The organism is Bdellovibrionota bacterium (assembly GCA_035292885.1).
GTDB lineage: Bacteria > Bdellovibrionota_G > JALEGL01 > JALEGL01 > DATDPG01 > DATDPG01.
Genome location: DATDPG010000067.1, coordinates 1 through 20,128 on the forward strand (window position 1 = coordinate 1; position 20,128 = coordinate 20,128).

19 protein-coding genes, 1 pseudogene and 1 riboswitch are annotated in these 20,128 nt (G+C 53.0%); of the genes and pseudogenes, 12 read left to right on the top strand and 8 right to left on the bottom strand.

Going from position 1 to position 20,128, the window contains the following annotated elements:
* Positions 1–2 precede the first annotated feature (2 nt).
* From VI895_05225 to VI895_05240, 4 genes are read left to right on the top strand one after another with little or no spacing between them, the layout of a single operon-like run.
* Positions 3–491 carry a YceI family protein gene (locus tag VI895_05225; GenBank protein HLG19202.1) on the top strand — a complete coding sequence of 163 codons (489 nt, stop codon included), beginning with the start codon at positions 3–5 and terminating at the stop codon, positions 489–491.
* Positions 488–778, top strand: coding sequence for a hypothetical protein (locus tag VI895_05230; GenBank protein ID HLG19203.1), 291 nt, complete (start codon positions 488–490; stop codon positions 776–778). Before VI895_05225 ends, VI895_05230 begins: the two co-directional genes overlap by 4 nt.
* Positions 775–1,623 carry a DUF692 domain-containing protein gene (locus VI895_05235; GenBank protein HLG19204.1) on the top strand — a complete coding sequence of 283 codons (849 nt, stop codon included), beginning with the start codon at positions 775–777 and terminating at the stop codon, positions 1,621–1,623. Before VI895_05230 ends, VI895_05235 begins: the two co-directional genes overlap by 4 nt.
* A complete protein-coding gene (locus VI895_05240) occupies positions 1,589–2,368 on the top strand; it encodes a DNA-binding domain-containing protein (protein ID HLG19205.1) in 780 nt (259 codons plus the stop codon). The genes VI895_05235 and VI895_05240 overlap by 35 nt, the downstream gene beginning before the upstream one ends.
* Here the strand turns inward: VI895_05240 and VI895_05245 are convergent.
* A complete protein-coding gene (locus VI895_05245) occupies positions 2,343–4,025 on the bottom strand; it encodes a hypothetical protein (protein HLG19206.1) in 1,683 nt (560 codons plus the stop codon). The two genes, VI895_05240 and VI895_05245, sit on opposite strands and share 26 nt — an antisense overlap.
* An 87-nt stretch (positions 4,026–4,112) precedes the next feature.
* On the opposite strand from VI895_05245, the gene VI895_05250 reads away from it, so the two are divergent.
* Positions 4,113–4,490: a phosphomannose isomerase type II C-terminal cupin domain gene (locus tag VI895_05250; protein ID HLG19207.1), complete on the top strand. Its 378-nt coding sequence runs from the start codon at positions 4,113–4,115 to the stop codon at positions 4,488–4,490.
* Here VI895_05250 and VI895_05255 read toward each other — a convergent pair.
* Positions 4,475–5,086, bottom strand: a complete 612-nt coding sequence (locus VI895_05255; protein ID HLG19208.1) for a DNA-3-methyladenine glycosylase — start codon at positions 5,084–5,086, stop codon at positions 4,475–4,477. The two genes, VI895_05250 and VI895_05255, sit on opposite strands and share 16 nt — an antisense overlap.
* Here VI895_05255 and VI895_05260 point away from each other — a divergent pair.
* Positions 5,075–6,031: a DMT family transporter gene (locus VI895_05260; protein ID HLG19209.1), complete on the top strand. Its 957-nt coding sequence runs from the start codon at positions 5,075–5,077 to the stop codon at positions 6,029–6,031. The genes VI895_05255 and VI895_05260 overlap by 12 nt on opposite strands.
* Before the next feature lie 198 nt (positions 6,032–6,229).
* Positions 6,230–7,135: a magnesium/cobalt transporter CorA gene (gene corA / locus VI895_05265; GenBank protein ID HLG19210.1), complete on the top strand. Its 906-nt coding sequence runs from the start codon at positions 6,230–6,232 to the stop codon at positions 7,133–7,135.
* A gap of 222 nt (positions 7,136–7,357) precedes the next feature.
* On the opposite strand, the gene VI895_05270 is transcribed toward corA, so the two are convergent.
* Complete coding sequence (locus VI895_05270) at positions 7,358–8,008, bottom strand: HEAT repeat domain-containing protein (GenBank protein ID HLG19211.1); 651 nt, start codon at positions 8,006–8,008, stop codon at positions 7,358–7,360.
* A 158-nt stretch (positions 8,009–8,166) separates the two neighbouring features.
* On the opposite strand from VI895_05270, the pseudogene VI895_05275 reads away from it, so the two are divergent.
* The 3 genes and pseudogenes from VI895_05275 to VI895_05285 all read left to right on the top strand — a co-directional run bounded on the left by VI895_05275 (position 8,167) and on the right by VI895_05285 (position 10,546).
* A pseudogene (locus VI895_05275) lies at positions 8,167–9,474 on the top strand (IS1380 family transposase).
* A 257-nt stretch (positions 9,475–9,731) separates the two neighbouring features.
* A riboswitch (Fluoride riboswitch) is annotated at positions 9,732–9,799 on the top strand.
* A 22-nt stretch (positions 9,800–9,821) separates the two neighbouring features.
* Positions 9,822–10,199, top strand: a complete 378-nt coding sequence (crcB, locus tag VI895_05280) for a fluoride efflux transporter CrcB (protein HLG19212.1) — start codon at positions 9,822–9,824, stop codon at positions 10,197–10,199.
* A 2-nt stretch (positions 10,200–10,201) separates the two neighbouring features.
* Complete coding sequence (locus tag VI895_05285; protein ID HLG19213.1) at positions 10,202–10,546, top strand: DUF190 domain-containing protein; 345 nt, start codon at positions 10,202–10,204, stop codon at positions 10,544–10,546.
* 219 nt (positions 10,547–10,765) lie between these two features.
* Here the strand turns inward: VI895_05285 and VI895_05290 are convergent, their stop codons facing one another.
* From VI895_05290 to VI895_05305, 4 genes are all read right to left on the bottom strand, one after another.
* Positions 10,766–12,040 carry a cation:proton antiporter gene (locus tag VI895_05290; GenBank protein HLG19214.1) on the bottom strand — a complete coding sequence of 425 codons (1,275 nt, stop codon included), beginning with the start codon at positions 12,038–12,040 and terminating at the stop codon, positions 10,766–10,768.
* Between the two features lie 121 nt (positions 12,041–12,161).
* Positions 12,162–12,467 (bottom strand): hypothetical protein, encoded by a 306-nt coding sequence (locus VI895_05295; GenBank protein ID HLG19215.1) that lies wholly within the window; start codon positions 12,465–12,467, stop codon positions 12,162–12,164.
* Complete coding sequence (locus VI895_05300; protein HLG19216.1) at positions 12,464–13,426, bottom strand: LysR family transcriptional regulator; 963 nt, start codon at positions 13,424–13,426, stop codon at positions 12,464–12,466. Before VI895_05300 ends, VI895_05295 begins: the two co-directional genes overlap by 4 nt.
* A gap of 226 nt (positions 13,427–13,652) precedes the next feature.
* Positions 13,653–15,134, bottom strand: a complete 1,482-nt coding sequence (locus VI895_05305) for a glycoside hydrolase family 15 protein (GenBank protein HLG19217.1) — start codon at positions 15,132–15,134, stop codon at positions 13,653–13,655.
* Positions 15,135–15,493: 359 nt separating this feature from the next.
* Here VI895_05305 and VI895_05310 point away from each other — a divergent pair, with 359 nt between their 5' ends.
* Together VI895_05310 and otsB are read left to right on the top strand one after the other, a co-directional pair.
* Positions 15,494–17,692 carry a trehalose-6-phosphate synthase gene (locus tag VI895_05310; protein HLG19218.1) on the top strand — a complete coding sequence of 733 codons (2,199 nt, stop codon included), beginning with the start codon at positions 15,494–15,496 and terminating at the stop codon, positions 17,690–17,692.
* Positions 17,667–18,440 carry a trehalose-phosphatase gene (otsB, locus tag VI895_05315; GenBank protein HLG19219.1) on the top strand — a complete coding sequence of 258 codons (774 nt, stop codon included), beginning with the start codon at positions 17,667–17,669 and terminating at the stop codon, positions 18,438–18,440. The genes VI895_05310 and otsB overlap by 26 nt, the downstream gene beginning before the upstream one ends.
* 503 nt (positions 18,441–18,943) lie before the next feature.
* On the opposite strand, the gene VI895_05320 is transcribed toward otsB, so the two are convergent.
* The gene (locus VI895_05320) at positions 18,944–19,147 is read right to left on the bottom strand and encodes a hypothetical protein (protein ID HLG19220.1); all 204 of its coding nucleotides are present in this window, start codon (positions 19,145–19,147) and stop codon (positions 18,944–18,946) included.
* Positions 19,148–20,128 lie beyond the last annotated feature (981 nt).

The window sequence follows — 20,128 nt, forward strand, 5'->3', positions numbered from 1 at the left end:
AGATCCGGCACCTAATCGGAAAGGTTCACGGGAATTTTCAAAAATTCAGCGGAAAATTCGAATTTGAACCGGGGAAACCGGCCAAATGGAAGGCGGAAGCGACGATCGATGTGGCCAGCATCAACACCAACGTCGAAAAGCGGGACCAACATCTTCGTTCCAAAGATTTTTTTGACGTCGAAAACAAGGAGCATCTGGACTACGCCACGATGAAGTTCGTCAGCACCAAAGTAACGGAGGTCAAGGAGAATAAGGCCAAACTGCACGGCAATTTGAGCATTCACGGCATAACAAAGCCGGTCGTGCTCGACCTGGATATCGGGGGCGAAGCTACCGACCCATGGGGCAACAAGAAGGCGGCCTTCTCCGCCGCCACCACGATCAACCGGAAGGATTTCGGCCTCACGTGGAACCAGACGCTTGAGGCTGGCGGAGTATTGGTGGGCGATGACGTCGAAATCACGCTTGAAGTCGAAGGGAACAAGAAATGACGGACAAAAAAGCCGTTCTATTAAACGCCGCGATCGCGGGCCTTCTTCTTTCGTCGTTTGGCGGAACCGTCACCGCGCACGCGGCCGATGATCGGTGTTATGGCATCAACGCCTGCAAGGGCACGGGCGATTGCGGCGGAAAAGGTTATTCCTGCGCGGGCAACAACGAGTGCAAAGGGAAAGGGTGGTTGAAAATCGAGGCTGAGACGTGCAAACGGATCCAAGGCTCGAGCCCGAGCCCCTTGGATGAAAAAAGCGGCGTTAAGAAGCAGGAAAAGAAAACGTGAACTGGCCCAAGCTGGGATTCGGCGTAGGCCTCCGTCCGGTCCACTACCCCGACATTTTGGAAAAACATCCTCCCGTCGATTGGTTCGAAGCGGTGACGGAGAATTTCATGGATACTTACGGCCGGCCGCTGCATGTTCTTGAGGAAATAAGAAAGGACTATCCGGTCGGATTGCATGGAGTCTCTCTCTCGATCGGCTCCGCCGATCCGCTCAATCGGGATTACTTAAGAAAACTCAAATCGTTGGTCGACCGAATCGATCCGGCGTTAGTCACGGATCACCTCTGCTGGACCGGCGTGGATGGAGCCAATCTGCACGATCTCCTGCCGCTCCCTTTCACCGACGAAGCCGTCGACCATGTCGCCGGCAGAGTCCGGCTGGTTCAGGAATTCCTGGGCCGGCGAATTTTGCTGGAGAACGCCTCCGCGTACGTCAGCTTTAAGCATTCCACCATGTCGGAGTGGGATTTTATGTCCGCCATCGCCGTTCGGGCCGACTGCGGAATTCTTCTCGATGTGAACAATCTTTATGTCAACGCCTACAATTTTGGCTTTGACGCCGAGACTTATCTGAAAGCACTGCCCTCCGAACGGGTCGGCCAGTTTCACCTGGCCGGGCACACCAATAAAGGAAGTTATTTTTTCGACACCCACGACGGGCATGTGATCGAAAGTGTTTGGGATCTCTACCGCCGCGCCGTCGAGCGTTTCGGCGAGGCCAGCACGTTGATCGAATGGGATGCAAAAATCCCGCCGTTTCCTGAGCTTCTGGCGGAAGCCGAACGCGCCCGAAATATTCAAAAGGAAGTTTATGGCACCTGCGAAGTCTCGCTCGCCTACGCTTGAAGAGGCTCAGAAAGCTTTAAAAAGTCTGATCCTCCACGATGGCGAATCGAACGACGCCGGTTTCGATCACGCGGAGCGTCTGAGCGTTTACGCCGAAGGGTTTTTCGCCCGCCTCCACGAAGCATTGCAGGAATCTTATGAGCTGGTCTATCGGGTCGTCGGTGAAGAGGAGAGCTACGCGCTCATTCACGACTACCTTCATGACTTCACGCCTCGGTCGTACAACATCACCGAAGCGGGGGCTTCATTTCCGGAGTTCTTGGAGCGGCATTCGGTACGAGAGACGTTCCCCTATTTACCCGACTTAGCCCGTTTTGAATGGGCGATCGTCCGGGCCTTTCACTCGAAAACGGAAACGCCGTTAAACCGGGCCGCTTTGCAAGAACTTTCGCCGGAACAGTGGGACCGAGTTCGGTTTTCCTTTCAACCGGCCGTGTCGGTCATTTCATCTCCGTGGCCCATCTATGATTTGTGGAAGGCCAGGAAGAAACCGGACGCGGAATTTCCGGTTCCGGGCAAATCCGACCGTCGCGCCTGTCACATCGTCGTATATCGAAGTCAATTCGACGTCATGACATTGGAGATCGAAACCGGCGAGGCGGAGCTCCTTCGTCTGCTGATGAACGGATCCGCGCTCGGATATGCCTGCGCTCAATCATCCGGACGACGCTCTCCGGCGGACGTCACGAAAGGATTCGCCCGTTGGGTTCAGCTCGGCCTCATCGTCCAAATTCAAGTTTCCTAAGAATCGATTCGATCCGGTTGAGCCCGGTCTTGAGGTCTCCCGTTACGTGCAGGCGCAATACTCGCCGGCCGCGGCCGACCAGCGCCGAAAAATCTCCACTGGCTTGGGCCTCGTGCAAAATTCCAAAACTGTACGCCTCGCCCGGAATAGGCACATCCTCCGACGGCTCAGCCGTCACCTGAATAAAAAGCCCCCGGTTCGGCCCGCCTTTATGAAACTGGCCGGTCGAATGAAGATACCGGGGCCCAAAGCCTACAGTGGACGCCACGCGAAAACGACTGCCGATGAATTCCCGAATTCGTTGGAAAGCGGCGGAGATCCACCCATAATTGGGAAGATACAATATCCAAGCCAGGTAATCCCCCTCTTTGATTCGGCTTAAATGCGTATCCAGACTGGACGACAACGACGCCATGGATTTCTTCGGCATCAAATCGGGGTCCCCGTAGACGTAAATTCCATCCGACACGGCGAGCCTCGCACCTTCCTCGATTCTTCCGGAAGATGCGTACTCGGCCAGGACCTTTCCCGTCAGGCGTTTCGACATTTGAACGTCCGGTTCATCGAACGGATCGATTCCGAGAGTGACGGCCGCGACGGCCGTCGCCACTTCCCACCGGAAGAATTCGCCGCCGAGATCGTGCAGGTCCTCGAGTTGGAGCCGAAGCACGGGATGACCGGCCTTTTCGAGGGTATCGGCCCATGTCCCGAGAGTACGATCCGCGCTTCGCGCGTATTCCGTCACGACGAAGAGACGATCTCTTGCATATTTCGCCGCCGGCATTCGAGTTTCGCCGTCGACGGGAAGAATCCCCTTCTCTAATTTGCCCGTGCTTTCGGCGACAAGCTGTTCCACCCAAGATCCGAAACTCGAAATTTCCGGGGAGAAACAGAGCGCAAGTTTGTCCGCGCCCGACTTTTGAGTTTCGCCCAGAAATGCGCCGAGACGGATTCCGGGATTTTCTTCCGGCGATCGGCGGCAAGCTTCCGCCATTTTCTTCGCGCTCTCTATCAAGCGGTCGATATCGATCCCAATCAACGCGGCCGGGACGGCACCAAAATACGACAACGCCGAATATCGGCCGCCGATGTCGGAAGGATTTCGAAACACACGCAAAAAGTTATTCTCCGTCGCCAAACGCTCCAGAGGCGTTTTCTCGTCCGTGATGGCGGCAAAGCGCGCGCCGTCGTTGAGCTCCGCGCGGAAATATCGATACAGGGACGAAACTTCGATGGTCGTGCCCGATTTGGACGAAACCAGAAAGAGTGTCTTTGAAAGATCCAACTGCGCCTTCTTCTGCAAGAGCTCGCCCGGGTTGGTGGAATCAAAAACGGTCAGCCGCGGAAATTGATTCTTCGCCGGAAATGTCGCGGCGAGCATCTGGGGGGCCAGGCTGGAGCCTCCCATACCCAAGAGCGCAACGTGCGTCATTCCTCGGTTTCGTACTTCCTCCGCGAAGCTTTCGACCTCTTTGCGATGCCGCTCTAACCAATCCGGAGCGTTCAACCATCCGAGCCGGTCCCGAATTTTTTGGGTCTGGGTGCTCTCTTTCGACCAGAGCGTCGGGTCTTTCTCCCACATCCGACGAACAAAATCGGTCTTCGCCAGATATTCCCGACACATTTGAATCTTCTTTTCGAGTCCGTGCAATGTCATGGCTTCGCGTGCGAATGAGAGAACGTAACCTACCGGCGTTGGGAATCTTTGTCATCCGTTCCGCCCAAGGTATGATCCGCCAGGATTGTGGTAACGAAAAATAGTTCCAAAATCGATCCCCAAGTTCGTGCCGCCGAACCCCCTTGGGGGCGGTGGGAGGTTCTGCTCGACGAATCGGCTTATAAAATAAAGCGGATCACGGTCCATCCAGGAAAACGTTTGAGCTATCAGAAACATGCCAAAAGGAAGGAACACTGGATGATCGTGCAGGGCGAGGCACAGGTAACGCTCGACGGAAAAGAACTGCATATTCGGGCCGGCGACGCGGTCGATATTCCCAAGGGAGCCGCCCATCGCATCGCCAATCCCGGCAAAACGGCTATGGTCTTCATTGAAATTCAAACCGGAACCTACTTCGGTGAAGACGACATCGTCCGCTTGGAAGACGACTACGGGCGGACCTGACTCCGAACTCTTTTGGACACAAACGAGGATTCGGAACGGAGAAAACGATAGGGAAAATCCATCCCTTCCGAAATACCGATTCGCGGGGTTTGAATATAGGGAATGGAATCTTTTTCCCCGTCCTCCTCGATCCAAAGAGGCCTTTGAGTCAGATCCGCTCCGTTCCTCCCGCGGTCGATTCGGAGTGCCTGCGTCAACTTTCCAGGCCCGGTGGTAAGGTCATAAAGGTCCCGCTTTTTACGCCGACGCCGCATGGCTTCGATTCCTTTCAGCGGCTCCAACGCGCGAATCAGGACGGCGCTTGCCATTCCATCCTCCCCCGTCACCACATTGAAGCAGTGATGATTGCCGTATGTGAAGTAAACATAGGCAAAACCCGCCGGGCCGAACATCACCGAATTTCGCGGCGTCTTTCCCCGGTACGCGTGAGACGCGGGATCGTCCTTGTCAAGATAGGCTTCCACTTCGACAATCCGACCGGAAGCCAACGTACCGTTGGATGCGTGGCACAGGACTTTTCCCAGAAGCTCAGGCGCGACAACCAGGGCGGGTCGCGCGTAGAATGGCCGCGGCAGAATTCGACCGTGACGACGCATCTTTCTCACCAAATCAAAACGGCGCCGAACTGGAAAGTCAATGCCGCGATTGTCCTGGTCTCGGTTACGTTCGGCGGCGGCTTTATTGTGATGAAGATTCTGCTCCGCGAATTCGATCCTCGGGCCATTGCGTTGTTTCGCGCTTTTTCCGGAGCGATCTTCTTTCTTCCGTGGCTGATGCGCCAGCGTCCGAAACAGAGTTTGAAGAAGAACGACTGGATTCGAATCGTGCTGGCAGCCCTCACCGGGATCGCCGCCAACCAGCTTCTGTTCGTCCTCGGACTGAGTTACACCACCGCCGGGCATTCCTCGGTTATCAATTCGGCGATCCCCGTGTTGACCATCGCCTTTGCTTTTCTTGCCGGGTCCGAATTCCTGACCGGCGGAAGAATTCTGGGCTTCCTGGTCTCCCTTGGAGGCATCCTCTACCTCCTGGGGGCCGATAAACTTTCGTGGAATCCCGAGACGCTGCCGGGAGACCTCATCACGCTGGGAAACGCCTCGTCTTACTCGCTCTACCTCGTCATCGCTCGCCCGCTTTCCGGCCGTTTCCACCCCGGATGGATTACCGGCTGCCTGATGATCCTGGGCACAATTTTCTTGGCACCGTTCGGCCTCGAGCCGCTCCTTTCCGGATCGATGTGGAAAGCTCTCTCGACGAATGGATGGTACTGCTTGGGCTACGTGGTGCTGGTGATGACCATCGGCACGTACGGTTTGATCGCGTGGATTTTGGCGCACGCGGAGTCCTCCCGCGTCGCGCAGGGGATTTACCTGCAACCGTTCATCGCCATCACGCTGGGCGCAATTTTCTTGGGGGAATCAATTTCCCCCCGATTGATTCTGGCGGCGGCCATGGTTCTCGGCGGCGTCGCCCTGTCCAAACGGACCACGGACACTCGTCGGAATCCCCGGAGAACCATGCTGGCCGTCCGAAAACGGTAAAGAAATTGCGAACGGCGGCTCCCCTCTATCGAATCCAAGGCACCAAAACACGATTCGCTAACTTCAGTTTCTCACGCCGCGTGCAACCCGGCCGTCCCTCCTATCCGGCGGCTCTTTGGATTACTTCCTTCCGATTTTTTCTCTCGTGCGTTTTTTCCGCTTGATGTTCTGCCGGATTGGGGCCAAAACCTGGCCTTGGTGAAACGAACGCTGCTGGACACATCCGCCGTTCGATGGGTGGACGTCGTGGCGCCAACACCGGAAGAACTGGACGAGTTGGCGAAGGAATTTTCGCTTCACCCCTTGATCGTTCAAGACTGCCTCGAACCGGAACATCTCCCCAAGGTGGAGGAAATCGACGGTTCTTTGTTCATCATCGTCCGCACGTGGGATCCGTCGGCTACTCCACGCGCCAGTAGCGTCCAACAGCTGACCCGAAAGATCGCCGTGTTCATCCGAGAACAACTTTTGCTGACGATCCACCGGTCGGAGCTGGAGATCCTCGACAAATTGTCGAGCGATCAAAAGAAGTCGCCTCCTCGCGCGTCCTTGAACTCGTTCACGCTTTTGATCGAGCTTTGGAAGAGGGTGATCCTCTCGTACGACGCGCCTCTGGAGAAGATTGAAGACGAGCTGGAAGCTCTGGAAGCGCAGGTCGCCTCCGCTCGATCTGCGGGGCGAATCGATCGAACGCTCCACTTCCAGCGACGGCGCCTGTCCACGCTCCGCCGACTTTTCTGGCATACACGCAACGTCGTCCAGCACCTGCCGAGGGATCGAAAGGACCACACCGTCCTTTTGCATGATTTAGCGGATGAGGTTGAACACACCATGTTCTATTTCGACGAGTTGGTGGACGACGTCACCGGCCTCATGACGCTGGAAGTTTCCCGCGCGTCCCAGCGCACAAATGAAGTCATCCGAGTGCTCACGATTTTTTCCGTCTTTTTCATGCCGCTGACGTTCATCGTCGGCGTATACGGGATGAACTTCACATACATGCCGGAACTCAACTGGATGCTGGGCTACCCGTTCGCCCTCGGCATCATGGCCGGTGTCACATTGACTATTTGGGTTTGGTTCCGCCGTAAAGGGTGGATGTAACAGCAGCGGAGAGAGGTGTTGGATTTTAGAACTGAGTCTGTCGCTTGGGCAGCCTAACGCAACCCTTCAATCCGCTTAGATAATTTGACCGAAATTTGCGGGAACCACAATGCCGAAAAGCTGACTTCACACTCTGGTTCCCGCTAGGTCAAAGTCCATCTCTGCGGACTAGGAGAACCATAGGACCCTATTTTATTTACTCCCGCCTTATCTTACCGGCCTTCATTTTTGCGTCTTGGCATATTCAACAAGCACTCGCTTGGCTTCATTTGTTCCGATCTGCCGTAAGGACATCACTACGCTCTCCTTTGTCTCCATTGTTTGAGTCTTGTTTTTCAAGATTTTTTCGAAAGCCGGAACAATTTCTTTTGATGCCTTATCCGGATAAAGCGAACCAAGTGGACCCAGGAAGAGTATGGCATTCATTCGCTTTTCTTCATCCTTGTCCTCTAGCATTGTAAGGTATTGAGTGATTACCTTGCGATCAGCAGCAGGGTCCCGTGCGGGAGGCGGAACGTTCGCCATATCTTCTTCTCTCATTTTCTTCATCACATCAATATGCAACTGTTCCCTCTCCTCAGGACTCATTTGTTCAAGGTGGCGCCCAAAAGCTTCAAGACCACGTTCTACGTCCGTTTTCTCTCTCGGAATGTTTCTAGCCTCTTCCGCACTGGGATGCTCGATCCGGCTGACAACTTTCCCATTTTTATAGGTTTCTTCGGCAACAATAGGACGATTCGTTCGTGTCACTTCTTGTCGATACCACGTTCCCGCGTTCACTCCATGGTCCATCTGTCCATATTGCGTTAATTCCCCCGTAAACCATTGAGCGATAGGTCCGTGTTTTACTCCCTTATCGCGACCGCTCGTCAACTCGCACCATCTTGCTACCGCTTGAACTCGATAGTTACTTAAATCCGGCGCGAAAATAGGCCCTTACGACTCAGAGGCATGGATGTTCTTTGGGTTTGATCTGGGAACGGTAGTTTGACGCGAACCTAATTAAAAAGTAGCTTCGCGAGGATCAAAAAATGGGCCGTCGTGGAGCTTGGAAAATACGGGTATCTTTTTCGGCAGCCCAACTTTCTCATTTTGGTGGTGTCTATCTTTTTCATCGATTTTTCCATCAGCTACAATTGCGAACCTATTTGAGCCGGCGGTTTACTTCCGTGCGGCGAAATAACCGATGCAGCACAACGGAGATTCTGTTTGCCTTGATGTATCCGATGATTCTCGGACTGGAGAAAATTGAGGTGGCCGCCCTTCTAAAAACGAACGGTGTATTCCAATACATCACGGGGCTTCCCAGTTTTCCGAATCCCACAACGCTTCGCCGCTTTTTGATTTGTTCCTCTCCTGAGCTTTTGGAGGTTCTGCGAGAGATCCACAATGATCTTCGAAAATGTTTTCTGGTGGGCGCATCTCCGCGTTCGAGTCATTGGATCGATTTTGATTCGACAGCACAGACTCTGTAAGGACACCAAGAAGGTGCAGTGAAGGGATACAATCCCGGCCACCCTGGAAAGAAATCGTATCATCCCTTGGTGGCCAGCGAAGCCCATCTTCGAGATTGTCTTGGAGGATTTTTGCGACCTGGAGACGCTCATACGGCGGAGGGAGCGGTTCCTCTATTGCACGAAGTTCTCGGACTTCTGCCGTTCCTTCATGGCCTTCGCGTCCGCGCGGATGCCGGGTTTTACAGCAAAGACTTCGTCGAAGATCTGGACGAAAAGGGAATCGGGTATTCCGTGGTGGCCAAAATGACGGCCCCGGTCAAACGGCGAGTGCCGAGTCTCCGATACCATTCTGTTACCTCCCTCTTTTCCGTTTCCGAGTTTCGATATCGCCCGACCGGTTGGAAAAAAGCTCATCGATTGGTGGTTCTCCGCCGGAAAGTTCCCGAAGAACCCAATGGCGAGTTGACGTTGTTCAGCTTGAACAAGTACGCCTACTCCGTCATCGTCACCAATCTTCCATTGACCCCGTATGGAGTCTTCACGTTTTACAAAGACCGTGCGGGGTTGGAGAGAATTATTCGGATCCTGAAAAACAATTTTCCTTTTGGGAGTGCTCCCACTGGACATTTTTCTGCAAACGCCTTCTATGCAGAAGTGTCGCTGTTGGCCTACAACTTGGTGATTTGGTTTAAACGACCTTGCCTTCCAGACGACTGGCAATCCTATACGCTACCCACGCTTCGTCACCGACTGCTGATGATCCCGGGCGAGTTTGTCAAAACGGATAATGTCCCCACCCTGAAGTTTCCTCGGAACAATCTCTACCAAGAGACCTTCGAGTACGCTTCCAAAAAAATCAACCGACTCAAACCGCTGGTCTAAAAATGGCCATTTTCACGCCGGATTTAAGTAGAGATGACCCTCCCCCTCGAGGCCGGGACGCAGTTTCTGGTGTATGTGAGTCGGTCGTTTTCAAATTAAAAATGTTGATCCTTTTGGGGGAGCGCCAAGCGCAACTATGTACAACTCTACATGACAAGGCATCCCGACCAAGAGGTGACACGGAACCCTTAGAAATATTTTTAAAAGGTTCGTGGCACCCTAAATATTCTCAAGGGCTATTCGAGATGTTATAAATGAACTTTCCAGGCGATGGAGTTCGCCGAAACTGTCGACTCGCGGGTCGTCTAATAACTCCTACCGACAGATTATTTTGAAACGGAGCGCGTATGGAAAAAGCCCTGTGGGCAGGAGTCGGTGGCTTTATTGGTTCAGCGGCACGGTACGTCATGGGCGGTTACATCGCCCGGCTCACGCAAAATCTCCCCTTCCCGGTAGAGACCCTTGTCATTAATGTCGTGGGATGTTCGCTCCTCGGATTTCTCGCGGGCCTGGCGGAGTTCCGCGGCATGTTTTCCGCCGAGGCGAGGGTCTTTCTTTTCATCGGCATCCTTGGAGGGTTCACAACGTTCTCAACCTTCGGATACGAAACGGTCCAACTCGTCCGCGACGGCCAACAGGGTTGGGGTTGGATGAACATAGCACTTCAAATCGTGCTGGGCATCGGAAGTACTTGGATAGGCCTTACGTTTTCAAGGATGGTGTAATCATGACAAGCGTGTTACCCGAAGACGGACATCTCCTTCGGATTTTCATTGGAGAAAGTGATAAGCATGATGGCGTCCCCCTCTACGAGTGGATCGTCCGGAAAGCTCGTGAAGAGGGACTGGCCGGCTCGACGGTGCTTCGCGGAATGCAAGGATTTGGCGCCCATAGCCGACTCCACACCACAAAGATCCTTCGGCTTTCGGAAGATCTCCCGATCGTGATCGAGATCGTGGACACGATCGAGAAGATCAACCGGTTCCTTCCGATCATTGACGAGGCGATTCCGGAAGGGTTGGCCACTGTGGAGAAAGTACAGATCCGGTTCTATCGAAGCGGAGCAAAGTAGTGCGCGTTTCTCAGTGCCCTACTTGCCCTTACGTGAGCTCCATAGACGAGAATTGACTGAACGGCTTTAACAGCTGACCTATCTCAGTTCTCTTCCCGATCTTTTTTCTGCGGAATGGTAATCACCTTGTACAGAAACCGTCCGGCAAAGAAGATGATGATGCTCCATGTAGTGAGCATCATGATCCAGGCTTTTGTTGTCATGTAGTGCTCCTTTGATTCATCGATTTCGCAGACTCCACTTTAGGGCCGGTGGCGTAATCAAGGTCGTCACAACGACCATCACCACCACGGCTGAAAAGATGTCAGCATCCACAATCCGTTCGCGGCCCACCATGAGCGCAAGTCCGGTGTTCGCAAATATTAGCCCGACCTCTCCTCTTGGAATCATTCCGATTCCAATGGAAAGTCGGTCGATCCCTTTTCCAACCGCTCCCAACCCGGCCGCGAGCTTTCCCAAAATACCCACCACCACCAGTGAGGCTGCCAGACCCAAAATCCCTACCTTTCCGAACGAGCGCAAATCCGTGTGCATGCCCATCAGAACGAAAAAGATGGGCACCAAAAACTCGGAAATGGGATGGATGAGCTTGTCGAGCGAGTATTCACCGCGCGTCACGAAATCACGGTAGTGCACATCCTCAAGGATGAGCCCTGCCGCAAATGCTCCGACGATCGGGGCCAAGCCGATCGCGTTGCTCATCCACGAAAGGAAAAAACAAAACGCGAGGCCCGTGGCAAGCAGAACCCCCCGGGCGCGCAATTTGGAAGCCACGGAAAAGAGTTTCGGCGAAAGATAGACCCCTAAGGCAAGAGCCAGCACGAGAAAGATCGTCGCCTTGAAAACAATGGGGACTGTGTCCCCGAAAGACAAACTCCCTCCGACATTCGCGGCGGCGATGGCTCCGCTGACTACGGCCAAAATCACCAGTCCGAGAACATCGTCGATCACCGCCGCGCCGAGGACGATCCGAGCCTCCGGGGTTTGAGATCGGTCAATGTCCTTAAGAACCCGTGCGGTGATCCCTATGCTCGTAGCCGTGAGCGTGGCGCCGATAAAGGCGTGAACATACGCACTTTTCTCGGGAAGGAGCCAAGAACTCACGGCCCATCCCAAAGCGAACGGGACCGTCACGCCGATCACGGCAACGAGCAAAGAAGATAGGCCGACCTTAAACATTTGGGCGATGGTCGACTCCAACCCGACTTCAAAAAGCAAAATAAGAACGCCGATTCGAGCAAGGATGTCGACCGAGACGTCGGTTTTAATCGGCTCCACTCCGTTAAATCCCAAAAGGACGAGATTTCCGAGAAAGATGCCGGCGAGGAGTTCCCCTAAAACCGCTGGCTGGCCGACGCGTGAAGCGAGATCGCCTCCCACCTTCGCCGCGACCAACATGACTGCAAGAAAGAGAACCACGTTCCCAACGGGGTCCGCGTGAATATTTCCCGTCGATGCAAGGGCGGACGATACGAAGTCCATCGCGTCGATCATCCAAACATTGAAAGGGTCAGCGCGCCCTCTTCTGAACAAGTGCAAAGAAAGAGGGAAACTCCAGGCCGCTGCCATGCCCGGAAAAGGAGATCCACGCTGACCCTAACTTTTGGCGGCCCGATCACATCCACTTCCCCAAGAAATAGGCCCCTGCCCAAGCCGCCGATCCAAAAAGGAGGAGTTGCGTAATATACTGTCGGACGTCTTTCCACGTGGATGGTTCGCCTCTGGCCGTCTGCTTAAGACCGGATCGCTGATCCAACACTCTCGTCAGCGCAACGAACAACATCACACCGAAATAGGCGAGATCAAAAAGCTGACTTTCCCCCTTTCGTCGACTTTCAGATCCTGCGATCAAAATCATCAGCAAGGCCGCCGGACCGGCGAAAAACCATGTAAGCCGATATATGATAGACAGAAACGTCATGCGGCTAGGCCGCTCCCGAGAGTTCGCTTGGAACTGATTGTGCGACGCCGAATCTCCTTCTTATTATTCTCGCTACGATAGCCTTTGCTCTGGAGGATTTTGCGCAGATGCTGAATCACCGCCGTATTCTCGGCTCCTTGAAACCACGAGACATACGTCTCCTCCATTCGGATGGGTCTGTGGTCCTTGAGTTTCGCCGGAACAAGATGGTTTCCCATCTTTTCGATAAAAGCTTCGCTTAACGCCGCCACTCCCAGCCCAACCGCGCAGAACTGATGGAGGGTCCACATATCCTCCGCGTTAATGGTCGAAACCGGATGGAAATCTCGTTCGTTCAAAAATGTATCGAGCGAGCTTCCGATTGCCGTATCCTCTTTCCAACAAAGAATCGGGAGAGTCTCGAAAAGTTCTTCCACGCGTCTTCCAGAAAGTCGTCTCGCCACAAACAGGCGAACGGGGGAAGATGAGATAAGGGAAGATACTATATCCGTCCGCTCGCTCACGCGATGGGCCAGGCCGAAATCGAATTGAGCGCTCAATAGGCCCCGCTCCAATAGTTCCTGAGTTGTCTGAGAAAAGTTGAGATTCAGCGGTCCGAATTCCCTGGCGTATTCTACAAGCAAAGATCCTCCGATCATTCGAGTGGAGCCGGGTATAATTCCCACGGTGACCGGATAGCCTCCCATCGGCAGTGGGGATACGACATCCATAAGACGCTGGCCCGTTTCAAAAAGCGGACGAACGTGTTGATAAAGATTCGTTCCTTCGGGCGTGAGCCTAAGTTTCCGGTGATCGCGATAGAAGAGCGCGACGCGTAGGTCCTCCTCGAGCCCGGAGAGATGCTCGCTCAATGTTGAGGGCGTAAGCGAGAGCTGCTTCGCTGCCGCGGTGAGCGAATTCTCACGCGCGATTTCACAAAAATAAAAAAGCCGATTCCAATTGATCTCGTTTCCTCGCATTCGCGCCTTTCGAAAATTCGGTTTAGCCTAATCTATAAATCATGGTACGGTATTTCCGAAACGTAACGTTATGGAGTCCAAAAATCAAACGGAAAGAGTTCCTCGATGGAGCCGTTGTGCATACCCCGGTTGGACAACCCATCCGAACTCGTCGAAGGCGCAGATGAGCATCCCGTAGCGAGCCCCGGTTGAAAGGCCGTCGCACCCTACAGACCTGCCCAGGGATTTATAGAACCTGATCCCAAGGGGGACTCAAAGCGAATGCGGCGTTGATTTGTCCGACGTGGGAGTAAGCTTGAGGGAAGTTGCCCGCCTGTTTCTGCTCAACCGGTAAGAAGTGTTCCGAAAACAAACCGAGATCATTGGCGCAGGACATGGCTTCTTGCATGATTCGGCTTGCCTCTTCCGCTTTGCCGATTTTCACCAATGCTTGAACCAGCCAAAAGGAACAAATCACGAACGCCGCTTTGGGATGCCCAAAATCATCGCTTCTCGAGTAGCGATGGAGAAAGGCGGACCCACCCCGTTGGTTTACGAGTCTTAAGTGATCGCCAACTTTCCGGACGGTCTGAGCCGCAAGCTCGTGATCGGGATAACGGAGGATCGGGAGCTGAAGAAGAGCCGCGTCAAAACTGTCATCCATGGGGCCGTTTCGGAGCGACAATTCGCGAACGGCTCTTGCAATCGCCGCTTCCGCCATCTGTTTGGCTCCTTTTAGATCGTCCTCCAATTCATTTAGGAATCCTTTATCCCGAATCTTTTCGATTCGGTCGATTCCCGCCCAACACATCAGGTTGGTAAAGGAGTGTTCTCTTCGCTCCTTTCGGATTTCCCAAAGCCCCGCGTCCTCCTTTGAAATGTTTTGGATACAGAGTTTTACTAGATGGCCGAGAAGTTTCTCATGGTCATGGGTTCTTAGATGGTGGAACCGCTCATCGAAAAAAATGGGCGATAGAGTCAGGATCATCTCGCCGTAGACATCGTTTTGAATATGTTCCGCCGCTTGGTTTTCGCTTCGGACCGGCCGGCTATTCCCATAGCCGCTCCAATTGAAATGTTCCGTTTCCGGTAAGGGAAGTGATCCGTCTAACCGATAAACCGGCCTCAAAGGAGCCCAGCCCTGGTCATGTTTTTCGCCCAGATTAAGGATGAATTTCAGAAATCCTTCCATTTCCTCAAAGTGACCTAAATTGTGAAGGGCGGACAATACGAAATAGGCGTCTCGGAGCCAGCAATAGCGGTAGTCCCAGTTTCTCCCTCCACCAAGCTCCTCCGGAAGACTCGTCGTAAGCGCAGCCAGAATAGCGCCGGTGTCCTCATAGCAATGAAGCTTTAACGTGAGGGCGGAGCGGATGGTTTCCCGCTGAAAAAGATAGGGGATCGCGCAATGCTTGACCCAAAGCCTCCAGTATTCCGCCGTCTGGTCGAGAAACGCGTGCGTGACTTTGACAAGGTCATCTTCAATGCCTGAACTCCACGTAAGCCCGAAATAAAGTGGTTCCCGGAGTGAAAAGGGACCCTCTTCACAGAGGTAAGTAAGAGACATATTGGTTACAGTGCGTAAGCACTCGTTTCGCATTTCAAACCGAAGATGACTGTTTCCTCGAATCGCTTTCGCAGCTTCCTTCTCCCATCCGATCACCGGTCGGCACCTGACCTGAATCGTCGGGTTCCCTTTCACCGGTTCCAAAATTCTGAACATCGTCATCGGGCGATACATTCGCCCATGCTGTAAAAAGCGAGGACAAAAATCCGTAATTCGAAACCGTCCCCCTTCCTCCGTTTGAACTTCAGTGATCAAGATATTCGTATTGGGTACGTAACTCTGTACGCCTTCCGACTTTCCAACGGCCTCAATGGAAAAATGTCCCCCCTCCGGATCCAAGAGGCGACCGAAGACGGGGGGCGAGTCGGGTCTCGGAAGGCATAACCAGTCCACAGAGCCGAGCCGACTGATGAGAGCGGAGATCTGGCAATTGCCAATCAAGCCATAGGGGTACATGGGCTCCTCCAACGTTATCAGGTTTTCCTTTTCCTATGATATCAAAATAAAGTATGTAGCCAGCTATGCGTTTATCACTCCGTTTCATTCTTCCCTTGATAGCCGTCTTGAGCCTGATCGCATACGGCGTGATTCCTCTTGTCGATCAACTGACGCTGAAATGGTTCGTCCGCGACATCGACATCCGAACCAACCTCATCGTCAATACGGTTGAAGACACGCTGATCCCGCTGATTGAACAAAAATCCAAGGCGAAGATTCTGACTTTTTTCAATCGGATCACGCAGGATGAGCGGCTCTTCGCACTCGGCTTCTGTGATCCAGAAAGGAGCATTGCTTTCAGGACGCAAACATTCCCGGAGGAGATTCACTGCGAGTCCACGGAAAGTGCGATTCTTCGCTTGGCGCAGGGGCCGCTTCACGTCGCCTATCAGGTCATCGAGGACAAGGGGAGAGTCCTTGGAACACTTGTTCTGATTCACGATATGAGTTTTGTGGAGCGGCGCAGTGCCGATACCAAACGATATATTTTCGGCTTCTTTGTGGGCTTGGGAATCATCATTTCATCTGTAACCGTACTGATTGCAAAATTGAGTTGGCGGGGATGGGTTTCCGGAATTCGCGCTCTTCTCAAGGGAGAGGGCCTTCTCCAACCGCTGGCGCACGTGAGTTCCCCGGAGCTTCGGCCGATCGCGAAAGATCTGCGCGCCCTGATCCGTGATTTGGACTTTGACCGAAAAACCAGAGATGAAAGCCAAATCAGTTGGAGTTCGAGGTCGCTAAAAGAAATTTTACGGCAAGAGTTGTCAGGGGATCAGGTCCTCATCGTATCGAACAGGGAACCTTACATCCACGTTCGCAAGGAGAAGGAGATCGAAATTCAAGTTCCCGCCAGCGGCCTCGTGACAGCCCTGGAACCGGTCATGCGCGCGTGCTCGGGAACCTGGATCGCCCACGGGGGAGGAAATGCGGATAAAGATGTGGTGGATCGTAACGACCATGTGCGCGTGCCTCCCGACAACCCCTCCTATCAAATCCGCAGGGTCTGGCTCACACCGGAAGAAGAGGCCGGTTACTACTACGGCTTTGCCAACGAAGGGGTGTGGCCGCTTTGTCATATCGCCCACGTACGGCCCACGTTTCGAAGCCGAGATTGGAATCACTACGTTGAAGTGAATCGGAAATTTACTGAAGTCGTGGCGGAAGAAGCACAAACCAATGATCCCGTCGTCTTAGTACAGGACTATCACTTCGCTCTCCTGCCTAAAATGGTTAAAGAAAAACTCCCCAACGCAACGGTAATCACTTTCTGGCATATCCCTTGGCCCAACCCGGAAGCTTTCGGCATTTGTCCTTGGCGGGAGGAGATCCTGGATGGTCTCCTTGGAAGCAGCATTCTTGGATTTCATACACGTTTTCACTGCAACAATTTTGTGGATACCGTGGATCGGTATCTGGAAAGCCGGATCGATCGCGAAACATCCACGATTTCCTATGGCGGCCGCCTGACCGCCGTGAATCATTATCCCATATCGATTGAATCCCCGCTCCGCTGGCTGAAAGAACAGAAGGAAGTGAAGGAATGCCGAAGTCACATTCGTGAAATCAACGGACTCTCTCCGGATCGATTCGTAGGGGTCGGAGTAGACCGCCTCGATTACACAAAAGGAATTCTGGAGCGCTTTATGGCCGTAGAACGCTTTCTGGAACTTCAGCCTCAATGGATCGGGAAATTCACATTCATTCAAATCGCGGCGCCCAGTCGTTCGGTTATCCCGCAGTACCAGCATTTTGAAGCGGACGTTCGCTCGCTGGCCGACAAAATCAATCAACGCTTTTCAAAAAAAGATTACAAACCGATCTACCTGAAAGTGGAGCATCACGAACCGGATCAAATCGTGGAATATTATCGGGGCGCCGATCTCTGCTTTGTAAGCAGCCTGCATGACGGGATGAATCTGGTCGCAAAGGAATTCGTTGCCTCCCGTGACGATGAGCGCGGAGTGCTGATTTTAAGCCAATTCACAGGGGCTTCGCGCGAGCTGCCTGAAGCCCTTATCGTCAATCCATACAACATCGACCAATGCGCAAGGGCATTGCAGATCGCCCTTGAGATGCCGGAGAGGGAACAGCGTGACCGGGTTCGAAGTATGCGGGGCTTGATCCAGGAATTCAACGTGTACCGGTGGGCCGGGAAGATGCTGCTCGATGCATCGCGAATTCGAAAACGAAAGAACTATGAAGTCCCTCTTTCATCCCGATAGCTTACGGATTTTGGAGTCGCTCGCTTTTACAAGAACGCTTTTTGCGTTTGATTATGATGGCACGCTGTCGCAAATAGTGAAGCGACCCGGATTAGCCTCGGTCACGCACAACACTAACTCACTCCTACATGAACTCTCAACGCTGGCACCGGTGGCGATTCTTTCGGGCCGCAGCTTGCGCGATCTAAAGGAACGCCTCACATTCACTCCGAAATATCTGATCGGAAACCACGGTCTGGAAGGCCTTGAAACATCCGCCGAATCCCTTGAAATCGCCGAAAAGATTTGCCGGAAATGGAAGAGGAAACTCGGTGCAAAGTTGACGGGGAGAAAGATAGGTTTGGGCGTTGAATTGGAAGATAAGATGTATTCGATCGCCATTCATTATCGCCGCTCCCGAAATAAGCGAAAGACAAGACTGCACGTTCTGGAAATTACCGCCGACCTTTCCCCACCACCGCGCATCCTCTTGGGAAAATGCGTGATCAATATTCTCCCCTCCGGGGCTCCTCATAAAGGGGTGGCGCTAATGGAACTCATGCAACATCTGGAGATCAAGTCAGCTTTTTACGTCGGGGACGATTACACTGACGAAGATATATTCGCCCTGCCCGATTCGCGAATATTTACGGTACGAGTGGGCGCGAAACGAACTTCGCGAGCGCAATATTTCATACTTAGGCAGACAGACGTTACCAAGGTGCTTCGGCTCTTAATTGACTACCATCGCCATGAGAAACACACATGACCTTCTCAACCCATCCCTTTCTTTCCCTTTTTCGGATCCGATTGTCGATCCATAGGTTAAGCAAATTGTCCGAGCGGAGATTTGGATTGAGTATCGTCCAGTGGTGTTTCTTGAGACGGCTCATCCAGATGCCTGCCGTCTCGGCTCAGACTCTGGCTCAGACAGTGGGAGTACATCCCAGCACGCTAACTCAAACTCTGAAACGCTTGCATCGAAGAGGCCTTATTTTCATCACCGAAGATCCAAGAGACTCCCGGAAAAAGACGATTTCCGTAACCAGACAAGGGAAGGAAGCCCTGGATCTTGCTGAAGTTCGAATGAATCAATTTCTTGAATCTTTTGACGGGGCGGATCGATCGGGATTCGCCCTGAATCAAGTTAACGGTTATCTCGCTAAATTACTGGGCTCAAAAAATGCTGAATCATCACCAACCTCAGTTAAACGTATCTAGAATCGGTGCGACACTCTTCCCATGGCTAACGCCATGGGAACGGCCGGCAAGTCAATTAAGGATGACCTCTCGTGTCGTTACCACATTCAGTTCGTACTGAAGAACCAAGGGCACCTCCCACGGCGAGGGGATCTGAAAGTCCGAACAGAGATTTCGAATTCGATTTCGCTCGAACAGTCGTTCACTTCGGTTCCGTGCCGTCGTGCGTTCTTTGAAGCCCGGAACGAACGCTTTGAGACCGCGTTTTGAATCCAACAGAGAACCCAAGAATGGTCGGTTTCGTTCGCTGAAAGTTTCACAGCCGGAGCACCCGCATGTCCATGGCCATCCGTGAAAAGATCACTTTAGGCCAAGCCAAAGTGGTTTCGCTCGCACGCTGCGTGATGCACCCGACGCGAGGGGAAGATACGTTTTAGAAAGGGAAATATGATCTTTTTTTCTGGAGCGGAATGCATCAATTCTGGCCGCCAAAATGATCGGCACGGCTCTTGAACACGTAACATCCTATGGACGGACCGTAGCTTCGAAACCCCCTCGGGATCGAAACTTTCAGTTCGGGAACCGCGTCACGGATTCGGCAAACCTTATTTTGTGACCGATTTTCGGTCTGTTTCCACGCTCTCGTCTCTAATGGGGTTTGGCCATCTTCAGTCATTTCACGCCCTTATCTACCGCAACGTGTTGGTACGTCCGTTGCTCCAATCGACTACGGCCATCTGCAAGAAAGACGGGCCACGGACGCGGTATCCGTCGAAAAGAGGCTGAACCAGAAGAAAGAAAATGAGAATCGGTGCGTGGAGTGAGGAAGAAATGGAAGAAGGAAAAATGGAGGAAAACAGGGGAAAAAGATGGGGTAGGGAGCCATGCCCACCGACTACGTCGGTGGGGTGCGCCCGGTATGGGCAATTCCTGGTCGGTGGAATCCCGACCTCAGCCCTGAAAGGAGGGAATGAGTAGGCGGAGCCAAGGGTGCTGTAGGCGACGGCGAGAATCGAGACAATTCCAACGTCGCGATGGCGAGATCTTTTATTCCCTGAAAAAAATACATTTTGGATTTTATTCTTCCGCTTTTTGCTTGATTTTTGGTTCCACGAACTTTACGGAACGCATTGATTCAAAAAAAATCGACGAAGGAAAACAATATCGAACGAATGGCAGGTTTTATCGTTTATTGAGACAAAAAATCCCAAATGGATTAACACGCGGTCCTAGGTTGACCAGCGTGAAGGGACACGT

Coding starts and splice junctions, on each gene's coding strand:
- VI895_05230 (HLG19203.1), top strand. CDS start 488: ATGACGGACAAAAAAGCCGTTCTATTAAACGCCGCGATCGCGGGCCTT.
- VI895_05240 (HLG19205.1), top strand. CDS start 1,589: ATGGCACCTGCGAAGTCTCGCTCGCCTACGCTTGAAGAGGCTCAGAAA.
- VI895_05245 (HLG19206.1), bottom strand. CDS start 4,025: ATGACATTGCACGGACTCGAAAAGAAGATTCAAATGTGTCGGGAATAT.
- VI895_05255 (HLG19208.1), bottom strand. CDS start 5,086: ATGCGTCGTCACGGTCGAATTCTGCCGCGGCCATTCTACGCGCGACCC.
- crcB (HLG19212.1), top strand. CDS start 9,822: ATGGAAAAAGCCCTGTGGGCAGGAGTCGGTGGCTTTATTGGTTCAGCG.
- VI895_05285 (HLG19213.1), top strand. CDS start 10,202: ATGACAAGCGTGTTACCCGAAGACGGACATCTCCTTCGGATTTTCATT.
- VI895_05290 (HLG19214.1), bottom strand. CDS start 12,040: ATGATCGACGCGATGGACTTCGTATCGTCCGCCCTTGCATCGACGGGA.
- VI895_05295 (HLG19215.1), bottom strand. CDS start 12,467: ATGACGTTTCTGTCTATCATATATCGGCTTACATGGTTTTTCGCCGGT.
- VI895_05300 (HLG19216.1), bottom strand. CDS start 13,426: ATGCGAGGAAACGAGATCAATTGGAATCGGCTTTTTTATTTTTGTGAA.
- VI895_05305 (HLG19217.1), bottom strand. CDS start 15,134: ATGACGATGTTCAGAATTTTGGAACCGGTGAAAGGGAACCCGACGATT.
- VI895_05310 (HLG19218.1), top strand. CDS start 15,494: ATGCGTTTATCACTCCGTTTCATTCTTCCCTTGATAGCCGTCTTGAGC.
- otsB (HLG19219.1), top strand. CDS start 17,667: ATGAAGTCCCTCTTTCATCCCGATAGCTTACGGATTTTGGAGTCGCTC.